We start from the raw sequence: 23,314 nt of genomic DNA on the forward strand, positions 1-23,314 counted from the left end.
CACATTCAAGCCTGATTCGTCACGGCAGATTAATGCACGAACACCATGTAGACGGCGAAGGCGACGACGAAGCGATAGATGGCAAAAGGCACGAAATCGAGGCGACGGATCAGCGCCAGGAAGGTGCGGATGGCGAACATGGCCACCACGAAGGCGGTGACAAAACCGACCGCAAACATGGGGAAATCGGTCATGGAGAGGAAGTCCCGGCTCTTGTAGAGATCCAGGCCGCTCGCCGCGATCATCATGGGGACCGCCAGTATGAAGGAGAACTCGGCCGCCGCCTGGCGACTGATCCCCATCAGCATGCCGCCACTGATGGTGGCTCCCGAGCGGGAGAAACCGGGCCAGAGTGCCAGACACTGGAACAGACCTATGCCAAAGGCTTGCTGGTAGCTGATGTCATCCAGGGTTTCGGAGCGCACCGCAGGGCGTTTCCATTCGGCGATCAACAGCAGTATGCCGCCGGCGACCAGGGCATACATCACCGTCTGGGGGCCGAACAGATTTGCCTTGATCCAGCTATGAATGGCGAGGCCTATCACCACGGCGGGCAACATACCGAGGATGATGTGCACCAGAGAGAGGGTGGCGTGATCCTGAGGGGGCTTCTGGCCAAAATGAATGCCGATGAGGCCGAACAGTCGGCGCCAGAACACGACGACGACTGCCAGGATGGAGCCCAGCTGGATCACCACCTCGAAGGTGGCGGCCTTGGGGCCTTCGAAGCCCAGCAGATGGCCGACGATGATCAGATGGCCGGTGGAGGAAACGGGCAGAAACTCGGTCAGGCCTTCCACTACGCCTAACACGAATGCGACAAACAGGGTGTAGTACTCTGTCATGGATCGGATCTCTTGGTTGTCTGGATATGATGCGCCCCCGCAAGCGGGGGCGCGCCAATGATGGCGGAAAACCACGCAGGCAACCAGAGAATATTGCCGCTGGCTCAGTCGAGGGCGGTCAGGATCCGCTGCTGCCAGGCTGTATCCAGAGGGGGCTGAGCCAGGGCCTGAACGGCGCTGACGATCTGTTCTGGCCTGCTGGCGCCAATGAGGGCGCTGCTGACCACTGCATCGCGCAGCACCCACTGCAGCGCCAGCTGTGACAGGCTCTGTCCGCGCTCCTCGGCCAGGGTGTGCAGGGCACGTATCCGGGCCAGTTTTTCCGCCGTGAGCTGGTCCGGCTTGAGGAAGGGGCTAGGGCTGGCGGCGCGGGAATCGGCAGGAATGCCCGCCAGGTAGCGGTCGCTGAGCAGGCCTCCCGCCAGGGGCGAGAAGGCCACCACGCCCATGCCTTGTTCACGGCAGACCGGCAGGGTCTGCTCTTCAATCTCCCGCTGAAACAGGGAGTATTTGAGCTGATTGACCAGGCAGGGAGTGCCCAGCTCTGCCAGCCGGATCGCGGCCTGACGGGCCAGCTCGGCGGGATAGTTGGAGAGACCGACATAGAGCGCCTTGCCCTGACGCACCATGAGTGCCAGGGCCTGACAAGTCTCTTCCAGGGGCGTGTGCGAGTCCGGCCTGTGGTGATAGAAGATGTCCACATAGTCGAGGCCGAGGCGGCGCAGGCTCTGGTGCAGGCTGGCAAACAGATACTTGGCACTGCCGCCATCGCCATAGGGGCCATCCCACATCACGTAGCCCGCCTTGGTACTGATGATCAGCTCATCGCGATGGGCGGCCAGATCCTGCTTGAGCAGGCGACCGAAGCTTGTCTCGGCACTGCCCGGCGGCGGCCCGTAGTTGTTGGCCAGATCGAAGTGAGTGATACCCAGGTCGAATGCCTGACGCACCATGGCGCTCATCTGCTGGGGGGCAGCCTCTGCCCCGAAGTTATGCCAGAGCCCGAGGGCGATGGCGGGCAGGCGCAAGCCGTGGCGACCGACGGCGCGATAGGGCTGCTGCTGGTAGCGAGCCGGGTTGGCCTGATAGGGCTGATCCATACAAGTTCCTTTTGAATATCAATGTCATCGATTTCAGTGGCTCGGGCCAGTCATGCCCGACATGGCAGACCTCTCCTGCTCGCTCAGGGTCAGCGCCTCTCGCTGACCGCTCAAACCCGTGCTGGTTCAGCGAGGCTCAAAGCGGTAGCGGGTGAGGTGGTGATAGCGCTGACCCGGCAGCAGCCAGGGATCCCCCAGCTCGGGTCTGTTCGGGCTGTCCGGCAGCTGCTGGGCCTCCAGGCAGAGGCCGTCGTAATCCTGATAGCGCTGCCCGTCACGACCCTGGGTCTTGGCCAGCCAGTTGCCGGTGTAGAGCTGCAGCGAGGGCTGATTGGTATGCACCTCCATCGCCAGCTGTCCGTCACCCGAGACCAGCAGGGCGGCCCATTCCGATGGTGGCCCATTGAGCAGGAAGGCGTGATCGTAGCCCTTGGCCTGACGTTGCTGGGGGTGGCTCAGCCACTCATCCCCAAGGAGGCGACCGCCACGAAGATCGAAGGGGCCCTCGACAGCGTGGGGCGCCAAGGGCAGGCCGCTGGCATCCGTGGCGAGGAAGCGGTCCGCCTTCAGGGTGAGCTTGTGATGACGCACATCTCCCCCCCCATCGAGGTTGAAGTAGGCGTGGCTGGTCAGGCTGACCGGGGTCGGCGCATCGGTACTGGCCCAGCACTCCACCACCAGATCCCGCTCCTCGAGCCGGTATTCCAGCGCTACCCTGAGGTTGCCGGGAAAGCCCTGATCCCCATCCGGGGAGAACAGGCTGAGCCGCACCCGGCTGGCCTCCAGGGTTTCAATCTGCCAGGGTTGGCGATGAAAACCCCCCGCCCCCCCATGGAGGGTGTGGGGAGGCTGATTGGCATCCAATGGCCAGCATTGGCCGTCTCGCGCAAGGGTTGCGCCCCCGATACGGTTGGCAAAACGTCCCGCCACCGCCCCCAGCCACACCTGCTGGGTCGGATAGTCGGCGTCGGAGCAGCCGAGCAGCAGCTCTCGCCTCATCCCACCAACCGGCAGGCTCAGGGAGCTCAGGGTGGCACCAACATCGAGGCCGCGTAGCCGCAGCCCGCACTCATTTTCCAGCTCGAAGGATCTCACAGCCGACCCGCTCCGGCGCTGGCGCGGCAGACATAGCTGTCGGCCTGCAGGCCAAAACGGGCGGGATATTCGACGTCGATGGCGGCGATCACCTCATTCAAGCGCTCCGGGCGCAGCAGGGCGACCACGCAACCCCCGAAGCCACCGCCGGTCATGCGCACCCCGCCTTCGCTGCCAATCTTTGCCTTGATGATCTCCACCAGGCCATCGATGGGGGGCACTGTGATTTCGAAGTCATCGCGCATGGCGGCATGGGACTGCGCCATCAGTTCGCCGAGGCGTACCAGATCCCCTGAGGCGAGCGCCTCTGCGGCGGCCAGGGTGCGGCCATTCTCGCCGACGATGTGGCGGGCACGGCGATAGCAGGCCTCGTCCAGCCCGGTTTTATTCGCCTCCAGGGTGGCGGCATCGAGGTCGCGCAGCGCCTTGACGCCGTAGTGACGGGCCGCGGCCTCGCACTGCTGGCGGCGCAGGTTGTATTCGCTGTCCACCAGGCCACGGCGCACGTTGGAGTTGATGATGAGCACAGCGAGATCCATCGGCATGGGGATGAGCCGACTCTCCAGACTGCGGCAATCGAGCAGCAGGGCATGGTCCGGCTTGGCGCAGGCCGAGATCATCTGATCCATGATGCCGCAGTTGCAGCCGACAAACTGGTTCTCCGCCTGCTGACCGTTGAGGGCTATCTCGGCCTGGCTGATGTCGAGGTTCAGCGCCTCCTTGAAGGCCTGGCCGATGGCCACCTCCAGGGAGGCGGAAGAGGAGAGCCCGGCCCCCTGGGGCACATTGCCGGAGACCACCAGGTCCAGGCCGCGCAGGGGCTGGCCCCGCGCTTGCAGGTACTTCACCACGCCACGGATATAGTCGCTCCAGCGCTGGTCCGGGTGGTGCTCGATGGGAGCATCCAGGGAGAACTCGTCGTGCTCCTCCCCGTAGTCGGCGGCGATGACCCTCACCCTGGCATCCTGGCGCAGGCCGATGGCGACGCAGGTCTCGTAATCGATGGCGCAGGGCAGCACGAAGCCGTCGTTATAGTCGGTGTGCTCGCCGATGAGGTTGACCCGACCGGGCGCGCGTATCATCAGGTCGGCGGCCCGGCCAAACACCTTGTGGAAGAGGGCGCTGGCCCTGTGGCTGGGGTGATTCATGGGGTGGATCCTTGCATCTTGTAGTGGATGGGGCTCAAGGTACGCAGTCGCTCGGCGGCCTGCTCCGGGGTGAGATCACGCTGGGTCTCGGCCAGCATCTCGAAGCCCACCATGAACTTGCGCACAGTGGCAGAGCGCAGCAGGGGCGGGTAGAAGTGGGCATGAAGCTGCCAGGCCTCGGGGCAAGTCGAGTGCGGCGGCGCGAAGTGCCAGCCCATGGAGTAGGGGAAGCTGCACTCGAACAGGTTGTCGTAGCGGCTGGTGAGCTCCTTGAGGGCCAGGGCCAGGTCTTGCTGCTGCGCCGGGCTGAGATCCAGCATGGAGGGCACATGGGCCTTGGGCAGCAACAGGGTTTCGAACGGCCAGGCGGCCCAGAAGGGCACCACCGCCAACCAGTGGGCGCTCTCCACCACGATGCGGGATCTATCTTTCAGCTCCCGTTCCACATAGTCGAGCAGCAGGGGGCGGCCATGCTCGGCCAGCCACTGCTGCTGGCGCTCCTGCTCCCTGGCTATCTCGTTGGGCAGAAAATCGCTGCCCCAGATCTGACCATGGGGGTGAGGGTTGGAGCAGCCCATGACGGCGCCCTTGTTTTCAAAGACTTGCACCCAATCCCACTGCTGGGAGAGCTCGGCCACCTGGTCGCGCCAGGTCTGGATCACCGCCTCTATCTCGGGCAGGGCCAGCTCGGGCAGGGTCTTGCCGTGATCCGGCGAGAAGCAGATGACCCGGCTGGTGCCACGGGCCGCCTCCAGTTGCAGCAGCGGATCCTGGCCCTCCTGCGCAGCCGGGGTGTCCTGCATCAGGGCGGCGAAGTCGTTGGTGAAGACGAAGGTGTCGCTGTAGTCGGGGTTCTTGTCGCCACTGACACGGGTATTGCCGGCGCAGAGAAAACAGTCGGGATCATGGGCGTGGCCCGGCGCCTCGCTTATCTTCTCAATCTGGCCCTGCCAGGGGCGCTTGGCCCTGTGGGGGGAGACCAGCACATACTGGCCGGTCAGGGGATTGAAGCGGCGGTGGGGGTGATCCAGGGGATCGAACATCATCACACCTCGTGACTGTCTGTCATGGAAAGGGAGGCTATGGCACCGGGCCGTAGCGAGCGGGTAGCGGCGGTCAGCAAGCGGCTCATTGGTCATAACCCTGGGGGTTGAGGGATTGCCAGCGCCAGCTGTCGGCGCACATGGCCGGGAGATCCCGGGTGGCATGCCAGCCCAGCTCACGTTCGGCCTTGGCGGGATCGGCCCAGCACTCGGCGATGTCTCCCGGGCGCCTTGGTTCCAAGGCGTAGGGAACAGGTCGGCCGCATGCCTGCTCGAATGCCTGAACCATTTGCAATACGCTCTGGGGCTGGCCCGTTCCCAGGTTATAGGCATGAACGCCGGGGCGACTGACGCAGTGTTGCAGCGCCTTGACGTGGCCCTCTGCGAGATCCATCACATGGATATAGTCGCGAACACCTGTGCCATCCAGGGTGGGGTAATCGTTACCAAATACCGATAATTGCGGGCGTCTGCCGATGGCCACCTGAGTCAAAAAGGGCATGAGATTGTTGGGTATGCCCTGGGGATCCTCCCCCATGGTGCCGGATGCATGGGCACCAACCGGATTGAAATAACGCAGTTGCGTCATGCTCCACTGGGGTTCGGCGGCCTGCAGATCCTCGAGGATCTGCTCGATGATCAGCTTGGATCTGCCATAGGGGTTGGTGGCCGAGCGGGGGAACTCCTCGCGGATCGGCACGCTGGCCGGATCGCCATAGACAGTAGCCGAGGAGCTGAATACCAGGTTGTGCACCCGGGCCCGCGCCATGGCCTGTAGCAAATCCAAGGTACCGGCGACATTGTTCTGGTAATAGGCCAGCGGGATCCGGGTCGATTCTCCCACTGCCTTGAGTGCGGCAAAGTGGATGACGGCGTCAATCTCATGCTCGGTGAAGATGCGAGCCAGCAGGGCGGAATCCCTGATATCCCCTTGATAAAAAACAGGCTTCTGACCAGAAATGGTGGCGATGCGATCCAGCACGGCCAGCTTGCTGTTGCAGAGATTATCCAGGATCAGCGGTGTGATACCCGCGGCCTGCAGTGCGAGGCAAGTGTGGCTGCCTATGTAGCCGCAACCGCCTGTGACCAATACCTTCATCCCTTGTCTCCGGTAAAGGGGGTGTGGATCAGGAGTCTAGCCGAGCCTCTGATGGCTAAACTGTGAGCGGGTTAACAATATCGTGTAAACGATTACACTCTTTTGTTTATAGCCGACTCGGGGGCAGTGCGCTTTTCCCCTGTTATCAAAGGGATTGCTGGTTATAATGGCCCGGTCGCGGTCAGTGAAAAGAGTGAAAACAGCATGAGCACCATCAAGGATGTCGCCCGTCTTGCCAATGTCTCGGTGGCAACGGTTTCACGGGTGATGAACAACTCTCCCAAGGCGAGTGCCACCTCGCGCGCCCTGGTCCAGCAGGCCATGGCAGAGCTGGGTTACACCCCCAACGCCAACGCGCGGGCCCTGGTCAGCCGTACCTGTGACACCATGGGGGTGGTGGTCAATGATGTGGCCGATCCCTTCTTCGGTGCCCTGATCAAGGGGGTGTCCGGGGTCGCCGTGGAGCGGGGCTTGCACCTGTTGATGGGTAATGGTTTTCACAATGCGGAGCAGGAGCGGGGCGCCATCGAGCTGCTGATCGGCAAACGCTGTGAGGCCCTGGTGGTTCACAGCAAGGTGCTCAGTGACGAAGTGCTGATTGATTACGCCATGCGAGTACCTGGTATGGTGTTGATTAACCGAGACATTCCCGCCTTGAAGGGGCGCTGTATCTCCCTCAACAACAGCTTGGGGGCCGCCACCGCCACGCGCCACCTGCTGGAGCTGGGTCATCGCCGTATTGGCTTCCTCGGCTCGGATCACGCCATCGAAGATGCCAGCTCCCGGTTGCAGGGCTATCGCGACGCCCTGAGCGATGCGGGGGTAGTGGCAGATGCCGAACTGGTGGAGTGTGGCACCCCCAATGAAGAGGGGGGAGAGCGCGCCATGCTCAATCTGCTCGCCAAGGGGCTGAAGGTGACCGCTCTGGTGGCCTACAACGACGCCATGGCGGCCGGCGCCATCTCCGTGTTGGCCGATAACGGCTTCAAGGTGCCGGAGGAGGTGTCCGTGGTCGGCTTCGATGACATCATCTACGCCAGATACCTGAGACCCAAACTCTCTACCATGCGCTACCCCATCGAGCTCATGGCGGCCCAGGCGGCCAAGTTGGCGCTGCAGCTGGCCGCAGGTGAAGGTGAGGCGCAACAGAGCCGCATCTATACGCCGACCCTGATCAATCGTCACTCGGTCGCCCCCCTGCGCAGTTAAATCCCCACCTTGGCCTCGTTTAGACAGCAGACCCGCCTGATGGCGGGTCTGCTGTTTCTGGCATATTCAGCGATGCCACCGTGGCAGGAGGCTGAGGGATCTGCGGCCAGCTCCCCCGATCGACGGGACAATGCGGGTTGCTCGCATGATGGCTATTGTGACTCTCACCCCGCATTATCCCGGCCTTATATATCGAAGTGTAATCGTTTACATCTTTGTGAGGCAGATCGCCGTTTCCCCATAAAAACTTCACTACACTGCAGCTGTTTTCCGAATAATCAGGGAGAGGAAACATGCTCAGGGAGATTCTGGCGCGCCGAGACTGGCAGAACCAAGGGGTAACCTCGGTCAATCGCCTGGCAGCGCATACCCCCCTCGCCAGTTGGCGCGACGAAGAGGCGGCACGTGCCGATCTGCCCTCCGACTCCCGCTTGCTGCTCGACGGCGACTGGCACTTCTCCTTCTTCGAGACTCCCGAGCTGGTGCCCGAGCAGTGGATTCAGCAGGATCTGGCCGATGCCTGCCTCATCCGGGTGCCCGGCAACTGGCAACTAGATGGTGCCTATCCGGGCACACGGCCGCAGACCGATGGCCCCATCTACACCAATATCAAGTACCCCTTCCCCTGTGATCCCCCTCGGGTGCCAAGCCAGAATCCGACCGGTTGCTACTCTCGCAACCTGCATTTACCCGCCAATTGGCTGGCTTCTGGACAGACGCGCATCATCCTGGATGGAGTCAGCAGCGCCTGCCATCTGTTTTGCAACGGCCACTGGGTCGGTTATTCCCAGGACAGCCGCCTGCCCGCCGAGTTCGACCTGACCCCTTGTCTGCGCGAGGGGGAGAACCGGATAGCCCTGTTGGTGCTGCGCTGGTCCGATGGTTCTTATCTCGAGGATCAGGACATGTGGTGGCTTTCCGGCATCTTCCGCTCGGTCACGCTGCTCCATAAGCCTGAGCGCCACATCGCCGATCTGCGTATCACCCCGTTGCTCGATGCCTGCTACCGGGATGCGCGGCTCACGCTGGCGGTGCGGGTGGCGGGTGGCGCCGGACTGAGTCTGAGAGCCACCCTCTATCAGGGTGATCAGCCGGTGACCAGTCTGGAGCAGGGAGTGGGTACGGCCATCATCGATGAGAAAGGGAGCTTTGAGGACCATGCCGAACTGATCCTGAAGGTGGACAATCCCGCCAAGTGGAGCGCCGAGACCCCGCACCTCTATCGTCTGACCCTGACCCTGCTCGATGAGCGGGGTACCCCCATAGAGAGCGAGGCCCATGATGTGGGCTTTCGGGCGGTGGAGATCCAGGGCGGCCTGCTGCGGCTCAACGGTCAGCCCTTGCTGATCCGTGGCGCCAATCGTCATGAGCATGATCCCGCCCGGGGTCATGCCATCGATGTAGCCAGCATGGCGCGGGATCTGATCCTGATGAAGCGGCACAACTTCAACGCGGTGCGCTGCGCCCATTACCCCAACCATCCCGAATTCTACCGGCTCTGTGACAGGCTGGGTCTCTATGTGGTGGATGAGGCCAATCTGGAGACCCACGGCATGAGTCCCATGGGGCGCCTGGCGCAGGATCCTGACTGGAGCGGGGCCTTTTTGGAACGGATCACCCGGCTGGTCGCTCGCGATTTCAACCACCCCAGCATCATCACCTGGTCCCTGGGCAATGAGTCCGGCTATGGGGCGGCCCACGATGCCATGTATGCCTGGGTCAAGCGGGCAGACCCGAGCCGGCCGGTCCAGTACGAGGGGGGCGGTGCCGACACCCCGGCCACCGACATCATCTGCCCCATGTATGCCCGTACCCATCAGGATCAACCCTTCCCGGCGGTGCCCAAGTGGGCGCTGACCAAGTGGATCGGCCTGCCTGGCGAGCAGCGGCCGCTGATCCTGTGCGAATACGCCCACGCCATGGGCAACAGTTTGGGTGGCTTCGCCGAATATTGGCGGGCATTTCGTGACCATCCTCGCCTGCAGGGTGGCTTTGTCTGGGATTGGGTCGATCAGGGACTCGACAAGTTGACCGAGGATGGCCGTCATTTCTGGGCCTATGGCGGTGATTTTGGCGATCTGCAAAACGATCGCCAGTTCTGCATCAACGGCTTGCTGTTCCCGGACAGGACGCCCCATCCCGCATTGTTCGAGGCCAAGCGGGCCCAGCAGCCGTTCCGCTTCGAGCTGCTGTCACACAGCCCTCTGGTGGTGCGCATCGAGAGCGAGCTGCTGTTTCGCGTGACGGATAACGAGCGGCTACGTTGGCGGTTGTGCGAGCAAGGGGTGGTGCTGCAAGAGGGTGAGTGCCCACTCACTTTGGCGCCTCAGGCGGCGCTGACCCTGACCCTGCTGCCCACTCTGCCTGCTTTCGCTGCCGGTACGCTGGCCTGGCTGGATCTCTGCATCGAGCAAGTGAATGCCACCCCCTGGTCAGCCCAGGATCATGACGTAGGGCGCCAGCAGTTTTCCCTGCCGACCCCCCTCGCACTCCCTCAACCCCGGACATCGGCTCGATTGATGGAGCAGGCCGAGAGTTGGCTCGTGCTGGCCGGTGAGAGCCAATGGTGTCTGGACAAGGAGAGTGGCCGCATCACGGGCTGGCGCAAGGGTGGCCGTGAGCGTCTCCTCGGGGAGCTGGCGGATCACTTCTACCGTGCGCCACTGGATAACGACATCGGCACCAGCGAGGCGGATCATCAGGATCCCCACTCCTGGATTGCTCGCTGGCAGCAGGCCGGGCTCGGCGAGCTGAGCCACCGTTGCCTGGGGATAACGCGAGTGGGGGAGGCCAGCTTGCAGGTGGAACATGGCTACTTCGTCGGCGAGCAACTGAAGATTCTGACTCACTGGCGCCACGACTTCGAGGCAGGCGGCGCCATGAGGCTTGCCATCGACGCCCTGGTGAGTGATGACTTCCCCTCCTTGCCCCGGATTGGCGCCAGCCTCTGGTTGGCGGAGACAGTCGACAGTATCGAGTGGCTAGGCCGTGGCCCTCATGAGAACTATCCGGATCGCTGTCTGAGCGCGGACCTCGGTCGTTGGCAACTGCCCATTGCCGCGCTGCACACCCCCTATATTTTCCCCACCGACAATGGCCTGCGTACTCAGGTTCGGGAGTTGCAGCTCGCCGACCTCAGGGTCGAGGGGGAGTTTCACTTCAGCATCAGTCCCTACCGTCAGTCGCAGCTGACCGAGGCCCGCCATCAGACCGACCTGATTGCAGAGGGGGGTCTGCACCTGTGCCTCGATGGTTTCTATATGGGGATCGGGGGGGATGACTCCTGGAGCCAGAGCGTGCGCCCTGAATATTGGCTGACACCGGGGAGATACTATTGGAACTCTGTACTAAGCTGACTTCGGCGACAGAAGCTGACATTTACCCCAGTGACAGAAAGGTTCAAACAGGCCTCAAGTTAATATAACCATTTGTTTTATATCAAACAAATCACAATGTAACAGAGTGTAAACGTTTTCATTTTGTCGTCAGGATCACAGATTAAATGACAACAACCTGATTACATTAGAGTTACACCAGCTCGATTGGTGTACAGCTTTCCTACAAAACAGATAGACACACCGGAGCATAACAATGAGAAAAATCACGACAGTTGCCGCCCTGCTGATGGGACTGACGGCAGGCGCCACCGCCCACGCTGAAACCCGTATCGGGGTTACCGTCTATAAGTACGACGATAACTTCATGGCAGTTGTTCGCAAGGCGATCGAGAAGGAAGCGGCGGCGACCCCGAGTGTGGAACTGCTGATGAATGACTCCCAGAATGACCAGTCCAAGCAGAACGACCAGATCGACGTGCTGTTGGCCAAGGGCGTCAAGGCCCTGGCGATCAACCTGGTCGATCCGGCCGCAGCCCCTGTCGTGATTGAGAAGGCCCGTGGCGAAGAGATCCCGGTTGTGTTCTACAACAAGGAACCGAGTGCCGCCGATCTGGCCAGCTATGACAAGGCCTACTACGTGGGCACCGACTCCAAGGAGTCGGGCATCATCCAGGGTCAGCTGATCGCCAAACACTGGAAAGCTCACCCTGAGTGGGACTTGAACAAAGATGGCATCATCCAGTTCGTACTGCTCAAGGGCGAGCCGGGCCACCCGGATGCGGAAGCCCGTACCACCTACGTCATCAAGACCCTGAACGATGGCGGCCTCAAGACCGATCAACTGCACATGGATACCGGTATGTGGGATACCGCCATGGCCAAAGACAAGATGGATGCCTGGATCTCCGGCCCCAACGCCAACAAGATTGAAGTCGTCATCGCCAACAACGATGGCATGGCAATGGGCGCCGTCGAGTCGCTGAAGGCGCAAGGCAAGTCAGCGATTCCGGTATTCGGTGTCGATGCGCTGCCCGAGGCGCTGGCCATGGTCAAGAGCGGTGCCATGGCAGGTACAGTGCTGAACGATGCGGCCAACCAGGCGAAAGCCACCTTCGATCTGACCAAGAATCTGGCGGAAGGCAAACCGGCCGGGGAAGGTACCAAGTGGAACATCGTCGACAAGGTCGTCCGTGTTGCCTACGTGGGTGTAGATAAAGACAACCTGTCTCAATTCGAGTAATCCCCCCTCCAGGGCAAGGGAGATCCCCTTGCCCTTTTTTCAACCAGATGTGATGGCTGATATGACAACACAGCAACAATCAGAATGGCTGTTGGAGATGATTGACGTCAGTAAGAGTTTTCCTGGCGTCAAGGCACTCGATAATGTCAATTTACGGGTCCGTCCTCATTCTGTGCATGCGTTGATGGGCGAGAACGGGGCAGGTAAATCCACGCTGCTCAAATGCCTGTTCGGCATCTATGAGAAAGATCAGGGCAAGATCTTCTTCAAGGGACAAGAGATCAACTTCACCTCCTCCAAAGAGGCGCTGGAGAACGGCGTCTCCATGGTGCACCAGGAGTTGAACCTGGTATTGCAACGCACCGTGATGGACAACATGTGGCTCGGCCGCTACCCCACCAAGGGTTGGTTCGTCGATCACAACAAGATGTACCAGGACACCAAACACATTTTTGACGAGCTGGATATCGACATCGATCCCCGGGTCAAAGTGGGCACCCTGTCGGTGTCCCAGATGCAGATGATCGAGATCGCCAAGGCATTCTCCTACGATGCCAAGATTGTCATCATGGATGAGCCCACCTCCTCCCTGACCGAGAAAGAGGTCAACCACCTCTTCAAGATCATCAACAAGCTGAAAGAGAAGGGCTGCGGCATCGTCTACATCTCCCACAAGATGGAGGAGATCTTCCAGCTATGTGACGAGATCACCATATTGCGGGATGGCCAATGGGTGGCGACTCAACCGCTCAAGGGCATGACCATGGATCAGATCATCGGCATGATGGTCGGTCGTGAATTGACCCAGCGCTTCCCGGAAAAAACCAACCAGCCGAAAGAGGTGATCCTCGAGGTCGAGCACCTGACGGCCAAGAACCAACCCTCCATTCAAGACGTGACCTTCAACCTGCACAAGGGCGAGATCCTCGGTATCGCCGGGCTGGTGGGGGCCAAGCGCACCGACATCGTCGAGACCCTGTTCGGGATCCGCGACCACAGCGAAGGGGTCATCAAGCTTCATGGCAAGCAAGTGGCGAACCATACGGCCCACGAGGCCATCTTGAACGGTTTCGCCTTGGTGACGGAGGAGCGCCGCTCCACCGGTATCTATTCGCGCCTCGATATCGCCTTCAACTCCCTGATCGCCAACATGGACAGCTACAAGGGCTCCATGGGGCTGCTCAGCAACAAAAAGATGAAGAGCGACACCCAGTGGGTCATCGACTCCATGCGGGTCAAGACCCCGACCCAACAGACGCAGATCGGCTCCCTGTCCGGCGGCAACCAGCAGAAGGTCATCATCGGCCGCTGGCTGCTGACTCAGCCGGAAATTCTGATGCTGGATGAGCCGACTCGCGGCATTGATGTGGGCGCCAAGTTCGAGATCTACCAACTCATCCTGGAGCTGGCCAAGAAGGACAAGGGCATCATCATTATCTCGTCAGAGATGCCTGAGCTGCTGGGGATCACAGACCGCATCATGGTCATGAGCAATGGCCGGGTCGCCGGGATCGTCAATACCAAAGAGACTGACCAGAGCGAGATATTGCGCCTGGCTTCTCTGTACCTCTAGAGACAGGAAGATATTTATGGAGTCGGCTAAAAATTTCAATCTGATGCAGGCGCTCAAAGAGAACGCCATCTACTTGGTGCTGCTGGTGCTGCTCATGATCATCGTGATCCAGGAGCCATCCTTCCTGAGCCTCACCAACCTCAGCAACATCCTGACCCAGTCTTCGGTGCGGGTCATCATAGCGTTGGGTGTGGCAGGTATCATCATCACCCAGGGCACCGACTTGTCGGCGGGTCGTCAAGTTGGCCTGGCGGCGCTGATCGCGGCCACCATGCTGCAGTCGCTGACCAACGTCAACAAGGTGTTCCCCGCCCTGGGGGAGGTGCCCATTCCCATGGTGATCCTGTTGGTCTGTGCCGTGGGTGCCCTGATAGGCCTCGTCAATGGCCTGATCGTGGCCTACCTGAACGTGACGCCCTTCATCACCACCCTGGGCACCATGATCATCGTCTACGGCATCAACTCGCTGTACTTCGATTCCGTGGGCGCCTCTCCGGTGGCGGGCTTTGACCCCCGCTTCTCCAGTTTCGCCCAGGGGTTCATCAGGATAGGCAGCTTCAAGCTCTCCTATCTCACCTTCTATGCGGCCATCGCCAGCGTCTTCGTCTGGGTGTTGTGGAACAAGACCCGCTTTGGCAAAAACATCTTCGCCATCGGCGGCAACCCCGAAGCCGCCAAGGTGTCCGGCGTCAACGTGGCCGTCAACCTGGTGATGATCTATGCCCTGGCCGGTGTCTTCTACGCCTTCGGCGGCATGCTGGAAGCGGGGCGGGTCGGCAGCGCCACCAACAACCTCGGCTTCATGTATGAGCTCGATGCCATCGCGGCCTGCGTGGTGGGCGGTGTCTCCTTTGCCGGTGGTGTGGGCACGGTTGCCGGGGTGATCACCGGGGTGCTCATCTTCACCCTGATCAACTACGGCCTGACCTATATCGGCGTCAGCCCTTATTGGCAGTTCATCATCAAGGGCGGCATCATCATATTGGCGGTGGCGTTGGACTCGATGAAGTACGCCAAGAAGAAGTAAGCAGATTGGCAGCTAGAAAACGCAGGTTCGCCCTGCGTTTTCTTTTGGAGGTACCATGGCTTTTAAGATCAAGATATATGCGCTCCTGCTTCTGGCCATTTTGATCACGGTCGCCACCTCCTGGGTGAGCGTCAATCACTTCATCAGCGGTTACATCCGTGACCAGGCAAGCCACAACATCGATGAGCAGATAACCCTGGTCAAAGAGAAGCTGGCGGGGGACATCAATCAGAAGATAGTGCTGGCGGCCAACCTCAACTTCGGGGTGACCAACGTCAAGAAGACCCTGGAGGAGACAGGGTTCCTCAACATCGTCAAGGTGATTGGGGACATGGCCTTCGACACCAACGGCGTCATCAAGGAGCCGGCCCGGGTCGAGGCGCTGCGCCAGCTGATCCCCCAGGCCCGCAATCAGATCCAGGTGAGCGGTTTGCAACAGATAGAGGGCAAGCCTGCCATCTCCATCCTGGTGCCGCGCGGTGATGATTCTGCCTACATCTATTACCTCGACATGAGTGAGTTCAGCGCCCTGCTGCAGAAGATGAGTGGCGAAGGACGTCACTTCGAACTGGCCGATAGCCAGGGGCAGCTGCTCTATAGCGACAAACCGGATGGCGAGTCCCTCCCCAAGCTGCATGAGCTGGACATTCGCGGTCAGCCATGGCGACTGACCGGCTTCGTCGACCAGGCCTACATCCGGGCCATGACCCAGGCCATCAACGGCAAGATCACCCTGGCTCTGCTGGGGGTGGCTCTGGTGGTGATGGTGCTGGCCATGGTGGCGTTCAACCTGGCTTATAGACCTATTTTGTCCTTGAAGGGATTGGTGCTGGCCCTCTCCGAGGGGAATGGGGATCTGACCCGGCGTTTACAGGTGACAAGCCATGATGATCTCGGCCAGATCTCGGCGGGCATCAATCGCTTCATCGCCCAGCTGCAGGAGATGATGCAGGAGGTGAGCCAGGCCAGCGGTCAGTTGCATAGCGAGATAGGGGGACTGACCGGGCAAACCCAGGCAGCTCAACGGCTGCTGGCAACCCATGTCAGCGAGACGGAACAGGTCGTCACGGCAGTCAACGAGATGAGCGCCACCGCCGTCTCAGTCTCCCGTAGCGCCGCCGATACTGCCACGCTCACTCGCCAGAGCGAACAGCTTGCCAATGCCTCACGGGCGGTGGTGGATGACGCCATGCGCAGCGTCATGGCCCTGGTGGACGAGGTGGAAGCGACCTCGGGTTCGGTACAAGCCATGCAGCAAGAGGTGCAGCAGATTGGCTCTGTCTTGGGCGTCATCGGCAGCATTGCCGAGCAGACGAATTTATTGGCGCTCAATGCCGCCATTGAAGCGGCGCGTGCCGGCGAGCAGGGGCGGGGGTTTGCGGTGGTGGCCGATGAGGTTCGCTCCCTGGCGGCACGCACTCAACAGAGCACGGCAGAGATACAGGCCATGCTGACCCGTTTGCAGCGCGGCAGCAGTGGGGTGGTGGAGGCCATGTCCATGACAAGGCAACGCTGCCAGAGCGCCGCCGAGAACACGACACGGGTCAATGAGTCTCTGGATACGATGATGGGCGAGGTGGTGGAGATCAATGGCCTCATCACTCATATCGCCACTGCCGCTGAGCAGCAGAGTGCCGTCGCCGAGGAGATCAATCGCAACATGAGTGCCATCGCCGAGGTGATCCGCCAACTGAAGGGCAATGGTGAGGCGACGGTGGCAAGCTCGGGGGCCATGAAGCAGACTTATGACCGGCTGGGCCGGATAGTGGCGCACTTTCGTCTGGCGTAGCCAGAGGGGAGATAAGCAGAAGAGTGAGTACGACTCACGCAGTGATGAAGCGGGGTGGCGAAAGCCGCCCTTTACTATTGATGCGGGGAGCTTGTGGCAAAAATCCAAAAAAGATGGGGGCGACTTGCGTCGCCCCCGATAGTCTTATCGTTCATATCCGTGAACGAAGTTGCTCCCTGCAATCCCTGACTATACCTCTTCCTTTAGGTTTCCCCTTCCCAATCCTTTGGGGTGTCCTTTAGCCATCATGGCCTGACGAGTCATCCATTCCCGTCGCACTTTCTCCATCCTGGGAGGTGTCCTTTACCACATCCTGTGGTGAGTCCATTTGCCCAACCCTGGCAGCCAATCTTCCTGATTGACTTCAACTGCGTCCGTGCAGGAGTAACTATAAGGATTTTCGACTGGCTCACAACGCCATCTTGAAAAACGTTTTAGCTGGTCGCCTTGTCATTCATGTTGCGTTGTATTTTTTCGATTATAAATCAATTGATTATAATTTATTTATGCTGTTTATAAGATCTATCAATCCGATTATACCTGTCCAGTAATGGGCGTATTGCTCACGCATTCAGTGGCGAATATCTCACAACTTCTTCAAGCCAGTCTCAGTCGGGCTCACTCGAATGGATTAAGCCACAGGTTCTGCATCTGTTGGTGCGGGTGATGGCGTCGGGAGCAGCTGCCATGGCGGCATGGGTTGTGGGGCTTGGCGCCCGGATTCTTGTTCAGGATACCGGGGTGAACCGCCAGGCAAGTTTCAGCAAGGTGCCTCTCAAGACGGGGAAGGCGAGCGATGCAGCCCGTGCCATGCCGGTCACCATGGCGACAGGAGGAGAGGGGTAGCCGTCGGGGGACGCAGGGCGCTCTGGCAGCGAATGGCAGGGCAGGCGCGTAACGATCGGATATGACTATTGGGGGATGGGGAGAAGATGCAAGGGAAGGCTCGCCTTCCCTTGCATTGCAGCTTAGTAGTGTTGAGTGCCACCGCGCCAGATGCAGACATATTCGGGTACCAGCATTTGCGGCATGTTGTCGACATGGCATACCACCAGCGGCATGGCGGGGGCACCGTCTGCCTGAGCCAGGGTTGGCGTCATGGGCAGAACCAGCGCGGCAAGCAGAAGCAGGGGTTTGATGTTCATGGAGCTCTCCTTGATGACATTTATGACGGAAGCGTTAACGTCATATGGATACCGTTGTGATCCGGATCACTTTTCTAGTTAAGTTGAGCAAACCCCCACTGCAAGGATTTGTCATAAATTCAACTAATGAAAAAAGTTTCAAAATAGTGGAAGTCGATGTCATGGGAGGGACAAGCCGCAAGATGCGGTTTTATTGCATAGTCAGCCGGACAGCCCCATTTCTCTTGGGGCCAGCAGCCCTTCCCCCACTATCCTGAGTCCCTTGCTTTGATCCAGAACAATAAAATATCTATGCACGAAATCGTAGGGAGATGACTTTTTATCTCGCTGAGCTCCCCGCAATGGCGAGTGAAAAATTCAAACTCTTGCATATAAAGCCAGTCATGGCTGAGCGTCACATTTAAGTTGTTGTATTAATTTAATTAAAATTGTATTTGGTACTTATGTAATATGAGTTTACCCCATGGCAACCTGGCCGAGAAAAGGAATAAAAGCGTATGGAAATGAATGATTATGCGATGCATCCAGGGGATTAATTGCTGGTTATGTCGGTGGGGTCAAATAAATGCGCTGCATTTTATTCAGCTATGGCTCGATGTGATCTAAGTCTGGTTTTTCATGTTTTCACAGACCTAATCTCTACCTCGAAAGGCAGAGGCAGGATAGAACACAAGCCGAGTACCCTACAAAAAGAATATCCCGCCTTGGCCATGAGAAAGAATAGAAGGAGTCTATTCAATCACTCGCATGGACCCCAGAAAGACGGAATATAACCATGAGCAAATTTTATGTAGGTTCTGAAGTTGGCCAACTGCGTCGTGTCATGTTGCATCGCCCCAATCTCAGTCTCAAGCGTCTGACCCCTTCCAACTGTCAGGACCTGCTGTTTGACGATGTCCTCTCTGTTGAGCGGGCTGGCGAGGAGCATGACAAGTTCGCCCAAGTGCTGCGCGATCAGAATGTCGAAGTCTTCCTGCTGACCAACCTGCTGGCCGAAACCCTGGATGTGCCAGAAGCCAAAGCCTGGCTGCTGCAACATCAGGTCTCCGATTATCGCCTCGGCACCGCCTTGGCCAATGACGTGCGCTGCTTCCTGGCTGACATGCCGCACCGCGAGCTGGCCCGCATCCTCTCCGGCGGCCTGACCTACGCCGAGATGCCCTTCAGCGGCGTCAACATGGTAGTGGGCATGCACGCTCCGACCGACTTCATCATAGAGCCGCTGCCCAACCACCTTTTCACCCGTGATACCTCCTGCTGGGTTTACGGTGGCGTCTCCATCAACCCCATGGCCAAGGCCGCCCGTCGCCGCGAGACCAACCATGTGAAGGCCATCTACCGCTGGCACCCGCAGTTTGCCGGTCAGGACTTCATCAAGTACTTCGGTGACGAGGATCGTGACTACGACAACTCCACCATCGAAGGCGGTGACGTCCTGGTCATCGGCCGTGGCGCCGTGCTCATCGGCATGTCCGAGCGCACCACGCCGCAAGGGGTGGAGCACCTGGCCCGCGGCCTGTTCAAGCACGGTCAGGCCAAACAGGTCATCGCCATGCAACTGCCGAAACACCGCAGCTGCATGCACCTGGATACCGTCATGACCCACATGGACATAGACACCTTCTCCGTCTATCCGGAAGTCATCCGCAAGGATGTGAACTGCTGGAGCCTGACCCCGGGCGGTGCCAGTGGCATGAACATCAAGGAAGAGGGTTACTTCGTGACCGCCATCGAGAAGGCGCTGGGTGTGGATCAGCTCAAGCTCATCACCACCGGTGGCGACAGCTTCGAAGCCGAGCGCGAGCAGTGGAACGATGCCAACAACGTGCTGACCGTGCGTCCTGGCGTGGTCGTGGGTTACGAGCGCAACACCTACACCAACGAGAAGTACGATAAGGCCGGCATCACTGTGCTGTCCATCCCGGGTGAAGAGCTGGGACGTGGCCGCGGCGGCGCCCGCTGCATGAGCTGCCCGATGGAACGTGACGGCATCTAACAAGACGGCGTGGCGCCGGCAGAGGCTGGCGCCACACAGACCCCGAATCGAGATCAACCACTATGAAAAAACCAACTGTCGTCGTCGCCCTGGGGGGCAATGCCCTGCTCCGTCGCGGTGAGCCGCTTGAAGCTGATATCCAGCGCAAGAACATCGCCACCGCCGCCAAGACCATCGCCCAGATCGCTCAGGAATACAACGTGGTGCTGGTGCACGGCAACGGCCCGCAGGTCGGCCTGCTGGCCCTGCAAAACAGTGCCTATACCAAGGTCTCCCCCTATCCGCTGGATGTGCTGGGCGCCGAGACCCAGGGCATGATCGGTTACATGCTGATCCAGGAGCTGAAGAACCTGATGCCGAGCAGCAACGTCACCGCGCTGCTGACCCAGGTGCAGGTCGACCCGCAAGATCCGGCCTTCGCCAATCCGACCAAGTTTATCGGTCCCGTCTATGAAGAGGCCGAAGCCCGCGCCCTGGCGGTCGAGAAGCAGTGGAGTGTCAAGGCCGACGGCAAGTTCTTCCGCCGCGTGGTGCCGTCCCCGCTGCCCCAGCGCATCGTCGAAGGCGATGCCATCGAGACCCTGATTGCCCAGGGGCACCTCATCATCTGTACCGGTGGTGGCGGCATTCCGGTGACCTGGGATGGCCAGCGTCTGACCGGCATCGAAGCCGTCATCGACAAAGACATGTCTGCCGCCTACCTGGCCAGACAGATCAAGGCCGACGCCCTGCTGATCCTGACCGACGCCGATGCCGTCTACCTGGATTGGGGCAAGCCGACCCAGCACCCGCTGCGGGTCACCAGCCCGGATGAGCTGGCTGGCGTCAAGTTCGATGCCGGCTCCATGGGGCCCAAGGTCGAAGCCTCCTGCGAATTCGTCAAGGCAACCGGCGGCATGGTCGGGATCGGTTCCCTGGAAGATGGCCTCGCCATCCTCAAAGGCGAAGCCGGCACCAATATAGTCGCCACCCATACCGTGAATGCCTGAGTAACCGAACAACTTTGAACTGTGTACTGCGTAGTCAGTAACACCGCCCGAATGCGGCCTGAACAACTTTGTAATGTGTATGCGTAGTCAATAACACTGCCCAAATTGGTCTGAACAAATATAGAGAGAACTCATCATGGCTTTTAATCTGCGTAACCGTAACTTCCTGAAACTGCTGGACTTCACCCCGCGCGAAATCCAATACATGATCGATCTGGCCATCGACCTGAAAAAAGCCAAATACGGTGGCTATGAGCGCAAACACCTGACCGGCAAGAATATCGCCCTCATCTTCGAGAAGACCTCCACCCGCACCCGTTGTGCCTTCGAAGTCGCGGCCTTCGACCAGGGCGCCCAGGTCTCCTACCTTGGCCCAAGCGGTTCCCAGATCGGTCACAAGGAGTCCATGAAGGACACCGCTCGTGTGCTGGGCCGCATGTATGACGGCATCGAATACCGTGGCTACGGCCAGGAGATAGTCGAAGAGCTGGGCGCCCATGCCGGCGTCCCGGTCTGGAACGGCCTGACCAACGAATTCCACCCGACCCAGATCCTGGCGGACTTCATGACCATGCTGGAGCACGGCAAGGGCAAACGTCTGGATCAGATCAAGTTCGCCTACCTGGGTGATGCCCGCAACAACATGGGCAACTCCCTGATGGTCGGTGCCGCCAAGATGGGCATGGACATCCGCCTGGTTGCGCCCAAGGCCTTCTGGCCGGAAGAGGAGCTGGTCGCCAGGTGCCGCCAGATCGCCGAAGAGACAGGTGCGCGCATTCACCTGACCGAAGACGTGAAAGAGGGCGTGCTGGGTACCGACTTCCTCTACACCGACGTCTGGGTCTCCATGGGTGAAGCGAAGGAAGCCTGGGATCAACGGGTGAAACTGATGACCCCCTATCAGATCAACATGGACGTCATCAACGCCACCAAGAACCCGGATGTGAAGTTCATGCACTGCCTGCCGGCGTTCCATAACGATGAGACCACCATGGGCAAGGAAGTGGCTGACAAATATGGCATGAAGGGTCTGGAAGTGACCGAGGACGTGTTCGAATCCGAGCACAGCATAGTCTTCGACGAGGCCGAAAACCGGATGCACACCATCAAGGCAGTGATGGTGGCTACGCTGGGCGACTAAGGTCGCCGGTGGTGCCGGGGGGTGACCCCCGGCTTTTCGACCATGTGACGGCGGCATAACACCTCTAACCCTACGACCCGCAGATACATGGATACCGCACCACAGAAGGAAGCTGGACCATGACCAAATTCAAGTTCCCGTCAGCCTACACCATATTGTTTGTGCTGATCGCCCTGGTGGCCGCCCTGAGCTGGATAGTGCCAGCCGGCAAATACGACATGGTAATGAATGAAGCCCTCGGCAAAGAAGTGCCGGTGGCTGGCACCTACAAGCTGGTAGAGGCCAATCCCCAGGGCATCGTCGACGTGCTGCTGGCACCCATCGACGGCCTCTACAACCACGATACCTATGAGGCTGGCGCCATCGACGTCTCCCTCTTCATCCTGATCATCGGCGGCTTCCTTGGCATAGTGACCAAGACCGGCGCCATCGATGCCGGTATCGAGCGCGTCACCGATCGTCTGCGTGGCCGCGAGGAGTGGATGATCCCGATCCTGATGGCGCTGTTCGCCGCAGGGGGCACCATCTACGGCATGGCGGAAGAGTCACTGCCCTTCTACACCCTGCTGGTGCCGGTGATGATGGCCGCCCGCTTCGACCCCGTGGTCGCCGCCGCGACCGTGCTGCTCGGCGCCGGTATTGGGACGCTGGGCTCCACCATCAACCCGTTTGCCACCGTGATTGCCGCCAACGCGGCCGGCATCTCCTTCACCGACGGTATCTGGCTGCGGGTCGCCATGCTGGTGGCCGGCTGGCTGCTGTGCGTGGCTTACGTGATGCGCTACGCCAAGATGGTGCGCAACGACCCCAGCAAGTCCCTGGTGGCCGACAAGTGGGATGAGAACCGTGCCCACTTCCTCGGCAACAAGAGTGACGAGATGCTGGAGTTCACCCTGACCCGCAAGATAGTGCTGGGTATCTTCGTGGCCTCCTTCGCAGTGATGATCTACGGGGTGGCCGTGCTCGGCTGGTGGATGGCGCAGATCTCCGGCGTCTTCCTGGCCGCCGCCATCATAGTCGGTGTGATTTCTCGCATGAGCGAGGAGGAGCTGACCTCCAACTTCATCGACGGTGCCCGTGACCTGCTCGGTGTGGCCCTCATCATTGGTATCGCCCGCGGTATCGTGGTGGTGATGGACAACGGCATGATCACCCACACCATCTTGAACAGTGCGGAAGGGATCGTCACCGGCCTCTCCACAGTGGTGTTCATCAACGTGATGTTCGTGCTGGAAGTGGTGCTCTCCTTCCTGGTGCCGTCCTCCTCCGGTCTGGCGGTGCTGACCATGCCGATCATGGCGCCCCTTGCCGACTTCGCCAACGTGGGTCGCGAGCTGGTGGTCACTGCCTACCAATCCGCCTCCGGTCTGGTGAACCTGGTGACCCCGACCTCCGCCGTGGTCATGGGTGGCCTGGCCATCGCCAAGGTGCCTTATGTGCGCTGGCTGAAGTGGGTGGCACCGCTGCTCGGCATCCTGACCGTGCTGATCGTGGTCTGCCTGAGCCTGGGGGCCATGCTGTCCTAAGCCTTACCCTT

General features: G+C 60.0%; 18 protein-coding genes. 11 read left to right on the plus strand and 7 right to left on the minus strand.

Annotated elements, in window-relative coordinates; all coding sequences use genetic code 11:
* Positions 1-29: 29 nt before the first annotated feature.
* The 6 genes from bacA to galE all read right to left on the minus strand — a co-directional run bounded on the left by bacA (position 30) and on the right by galE (position 6,330).
* Positions 30-845 (minus strand): undecaprenyl-diphosphate phosphatase, encoded by an 816-nt coding sequence (gene bacA / locus M2367_RS14425; RefSeq protein ID WP_224431502.1) that lies wholly within the window; start codon positions 843-845, stop codon positions 30-32.
* Positions 846-949: 104 nt separating this feature from the next.
* Entirely contained in the window at positions 950-1,945 is a 996-nt protein-coding gene (locus tag M2367_RS14430; protein WP_259237092.1) for an aldo/keto reductase, read from the minus strand.
* A gap of 126 nt (positions 1,946-2,071) precedes the next feature.
* Positions 2,072-3,040 carry a galactose-1-epimerase gene (locus tag M2367_RS14435; RefSeq protein ID WP_259237093.1) on the minus strand — a complete coding sequence of 323 codons (969 nt, stop codon included), beginning with the start codon at positions 3,038-3,040 and terminating at the stop codon, positions 2,072-2,074.
* Positions 3,037-4,188, minus strand: a complete 1,152-nt coding sequence (galK, locus tag M2367_RS14440) for a galactokinase (RefSeq protein ID WP_259237094.1) — start codon at positions 4,186-4,188, stop codon at positions 3,037-3,039. Before galK ends, M2367_RS14435 begins: the two co-directional genes overlap by 4 nt.
* Entirely contained in the window at positions 4,185-5,231 is a 1,047-nt protein-coding gene (locus tag M2367_RS14445) for a UDP-glucose--hexose-1-phosphate uridylyltransferase (RefSeq protein ID WP_259237129.1), read from the minus strand. The genes galK and M2367_RS14445 overlap by 4 nt, the downstream gene beginning before the upstream one ends.
* 85 nt (positions 5,232-5,316) lie before the next feature.
* Positions 5,317-6,330, minus strand: coding sequence for a UDP-glucose 4-epimerase GalE (gene galE / locus M2367_RS14450; RefSeq protein ID WP_259237095.1), 1,014 nt, complete (start codon positions 6,328-6,330; stop codon positions 5,317-5,319).
* Between the two features lie 204 nt (positions 6,331-6,534).
* Between galE and M2367_RS14455 the strand changes: the two genes are divergently transcribed.
* From M2367_RS14455 to M2367_RS14485, 7 genes are all read left to right on the plus strand, one after another.
* Positions 6,535-7,539, plus strand: coding sequence for a substrate-binding domain-containing protein (locus M2367_RS14455; RefSeq protein ID WP_042042586.1), 1,005 nt, complete (start codon positions 6,535-6,537; stop codon positions 7,537-7,539).
* Positions 7,540-7,832: 293 nt separating this feature from the next.
* The gene (locus M2367_RS14460; RefSeq protein ID WP_259237096.1) at positions 7,833-10,895 is read left to right on the plus strand and encodes a beta-galactosidase; all 3,063 of its coding nucleotides are present in this window, start codon (positions 7,833-7,835) and stop codon (positions 10,893-10,895) included.
* Positions 10,896-11,130: 235 nt separating this feature from the next.
* Positions 11,131-12,117, plus strand: coding sequence for a galactose/glucose ABC transporter substrate-binding protein MglB (gene mglB / locus M2367_RS14465; protein WP_042042590.1), 987 nt, complete (start codon positions 11,131-11,133; stop codon positions 12,115-12,117).
* Between the two features lie 52 nt (positions 12,118-12,169).
* Positions 12,170-13,690: a galactose/methyl galactoside ABC transporter ATP-binding protein MglA gene (gene mglA / locus M2367_RS14470; RefSeq protein ID WP_224431495.1), complete on the plus strand. Its 1,521-nt coding sequence runs from the start codon at positions 12,170-12,172 to the stop codon at positions 13,688-13,690.
* Between the two features lie 16 nt (positions 13,691-13,706).
* The gene (gene mglC / locus M2367_RS14475; RefSeq protein ID WP_042042592.1) at positions 13,707-14,717 is read left to right on the plus strand and encodes a galactose/methyl galactoside ABC transporter permease MglC; all 1,011 of its coding nucleotides are present in this window, start codon (positions 13,707-13,709) and stop codon (positions 14,715-14,717) included.
* 55 nt (positions 14,718-14,772) lie between these two features.
* Complete coding sequence (locus tag M2367_RS14480) at positions 14,773-16,506, plus strand: methyl-accepting chemotaxis protein (RefSeq protein ID WP_224431493.1); 1,734 nt, start codon at positions 14,773-14,775, stop codon at positions 16,504-16,506.
* Positions 16,507-17,193: 687 nt separating this feature from the next.
* Complete coding sequence (locus tag M2367_RS14485) at positions 17,194-17,352, plus strand: hypothetical protein (RefSeq protein ID WP_157014018.1); 159 nt, start codon at positions 17,194-17,196, stop codon at positions 17,350-17,352.
* Between the two features lie 122 nt (positions 17,353-17,474).
* On the opposite strand, the gene M2367_RS14490 is transcribed toward M2367_RS14485, so the two are convergent.
* Positions 17,475-17,651, minus strand: coding sequence for a hypothetical protein (locus M2367_RS14490; RefSeq protein WP_198135285.1), 177 nt, complete (start codon positions 17,649-17,651; stop codon positions 17,475-17,477).
* 775 nt (positions 17,652-18,426) lie between these two features.
* Here M2367_RS14490 and arcA point away from each other — a divergent pair.
* From arcA to M2367_RS14510, 4 genes are all read left to right on the plus strand, one after another.
* Positions 18,427-19,647: an arginine deiminase gene (arcA, locus tag M2367_RS14495; protein WP_259237097.1), complete on the plus strand. Its 1,221-nt coding sequence runs from the start codon at positions 18,427-18,429 to the stop codon at positions 19,645-19,647.
* Between the two features lie 62 nt (positions 19,648-19,709).
* The gene (gene arcC, locus M2367_RS14500) at positions 19,710-20,636 is read left to right on the plus strand and encodes a carbamate kinase (RefSeq protein ID WP_259237098.1); all 927 of its coding nucleotides are present in this window, start codon (positions 19,710-19,712) and stop codon (positions 20,634-20,636) included.
* A gap of 136 nt (positions 20,637-20,772) precedes the next feature.
* Positions 20,773-21,777 carry an ornithine carbamoyltransferase gene (gene argF / locus M2367_RS14505; protein ID WP_259237099.1) on the plus strand — a complete coding sequence of 335 codons (1,005 nt, stop codon included), beginning with the start codon at positions 20,773-20,775 and terminating at the stop codon, positions 21,775-21,777.
* Positions 21,778-21,896: 119 nt separating this feature from the next.
* On the plus strand, positions 21,897-23,303 hold the full coding sequence (locus M2367_RS14510; RefSeq protein ID WP_259237100.1) for a YfcC family protein: 1,407 nt from the start codon (positions 21,897-21,899) through the stop codon (positions 23,301-23,303).
* Positions 23,304-23,314 lie beyond the last annotated feature (11 nt).

This window comes from Aeromonas sp. BIGb0445 (genome assembly GCF_024809075.1).
Lineage (GTDB): Bacteria > Pseudomonadota > Gammaproteobacteria > Enterobacterales > Aeromonadaceae > Aeromonas > Aeromonas rivuli.

Coding starts and splice junctions, on each gene's coding strand:
- bacA (WP_224431502.1), bottom strand. CDS start 845: ATGACAGAGTACTACACCCTGTTTGTCGCATTCGTGTTAGGCGTAGTG.
- M2367_RS14430 (WP_259237092.1), bottom strand. CDS start 1,945: ATGGATCAGCCCTATCAGGCCAACCCGGCTCGCTACCAGCAGCAGCCC.
- galK (WP_259237094.1), bottom strand. CDS start 4,188: ATGAATCACCCCAGCCACAGGGCCAGCGCCCTCTTCCACAAGGTGTTT.
- M2367_RS14445 (WP_259237129.1), bottom strand. CDS start 5,231: ATGTTCGATCCCCTGGATCACCCCCACCGCCGCTTCAATCCCCTGACC.
- galE (WP_259237095.1), bottom strand. CDS start 6,330: ATGAAGGTATTGGTCACAGGCGGTTGCGGCTACATAGGCAGCCACACT.
- M2367_RS14455 (WP_042042586.1), top strand. CDS start 6,535: ATGAGCACCATCAAGGATGTCGCCCGTCTTGCCAATGTCTCGGTGGCA.
- M2367_RS14460 (WP_259237096.1), top strand. CDS start 7,833: ATGCTCAGGGAGATTCTGGCGCGCCGAGACTGGCAGAACCAAGGGGTA.
- mglB (WP_042042590.1), top strand. CDS start 11,131: ATGAGAAAAATCACGACAGTTGCCGCCCTGCTGATGGGACTGACGGCA.
- mglA (WP_224431495.1), top strand. CDS start 12,170: ATGGCTGATATGACAACACAGCAACAATCAGAATGGCTGTTGGAGATG.
- mglC (WP_042042592.1), top strand. CDS start 13,707: ATGGAGTCGGCTAAAAATTTCAATCTGATGCAGGCGCTCAAAGAGAAC.
- M2367_RS14480 (WP_224431493.1), top strand. CDS start 14,773: ATGGCTTTTAAGATCAAGATATATGCGCTCCTGCTTCTGGCCATTTTG.
- M2367_RS14485 (WP_157014018.1), top strand. CDS start 17,194: ATGGCGGCATGGGTTGTGGGGCTTGGCGCCCGGATTCTTGTTCAGGAT.
- M2367_RS14490 (WP_198135285.1), bottom strand. CDS start 17,651: ATGAACATCAAACCCCTGCTTCTGCTTGCCGCGCTGGTTCTGCCCATG.
- arcA (WP_259237097.1), top strand. CDS start 18,427: ATGAGCAAATTTTATGTAGGTTCTGAAGTTGGCCAACTGCGTCGTGTC.
- arcC (WP_259237098.1), top strand. CDS start 19,710: ATGAAAAAACCAACTGTCGTCGTCGCCCTGGGGGGCAATGCCCTGCTC.
- argF (WP_259237099.1), top strand. CDS start 20,773: ATGGCTTTTAATCTGCGTAACCGTAACTTCCTGAAACTGCTGGACTTC.
- M2367_RS14510 (WP_259237100.1), top strand. CDS start 21,897: ATGACCAAATTCAAGTTCCCGTCAGCCTACACCATATTGTTTGTGCTG.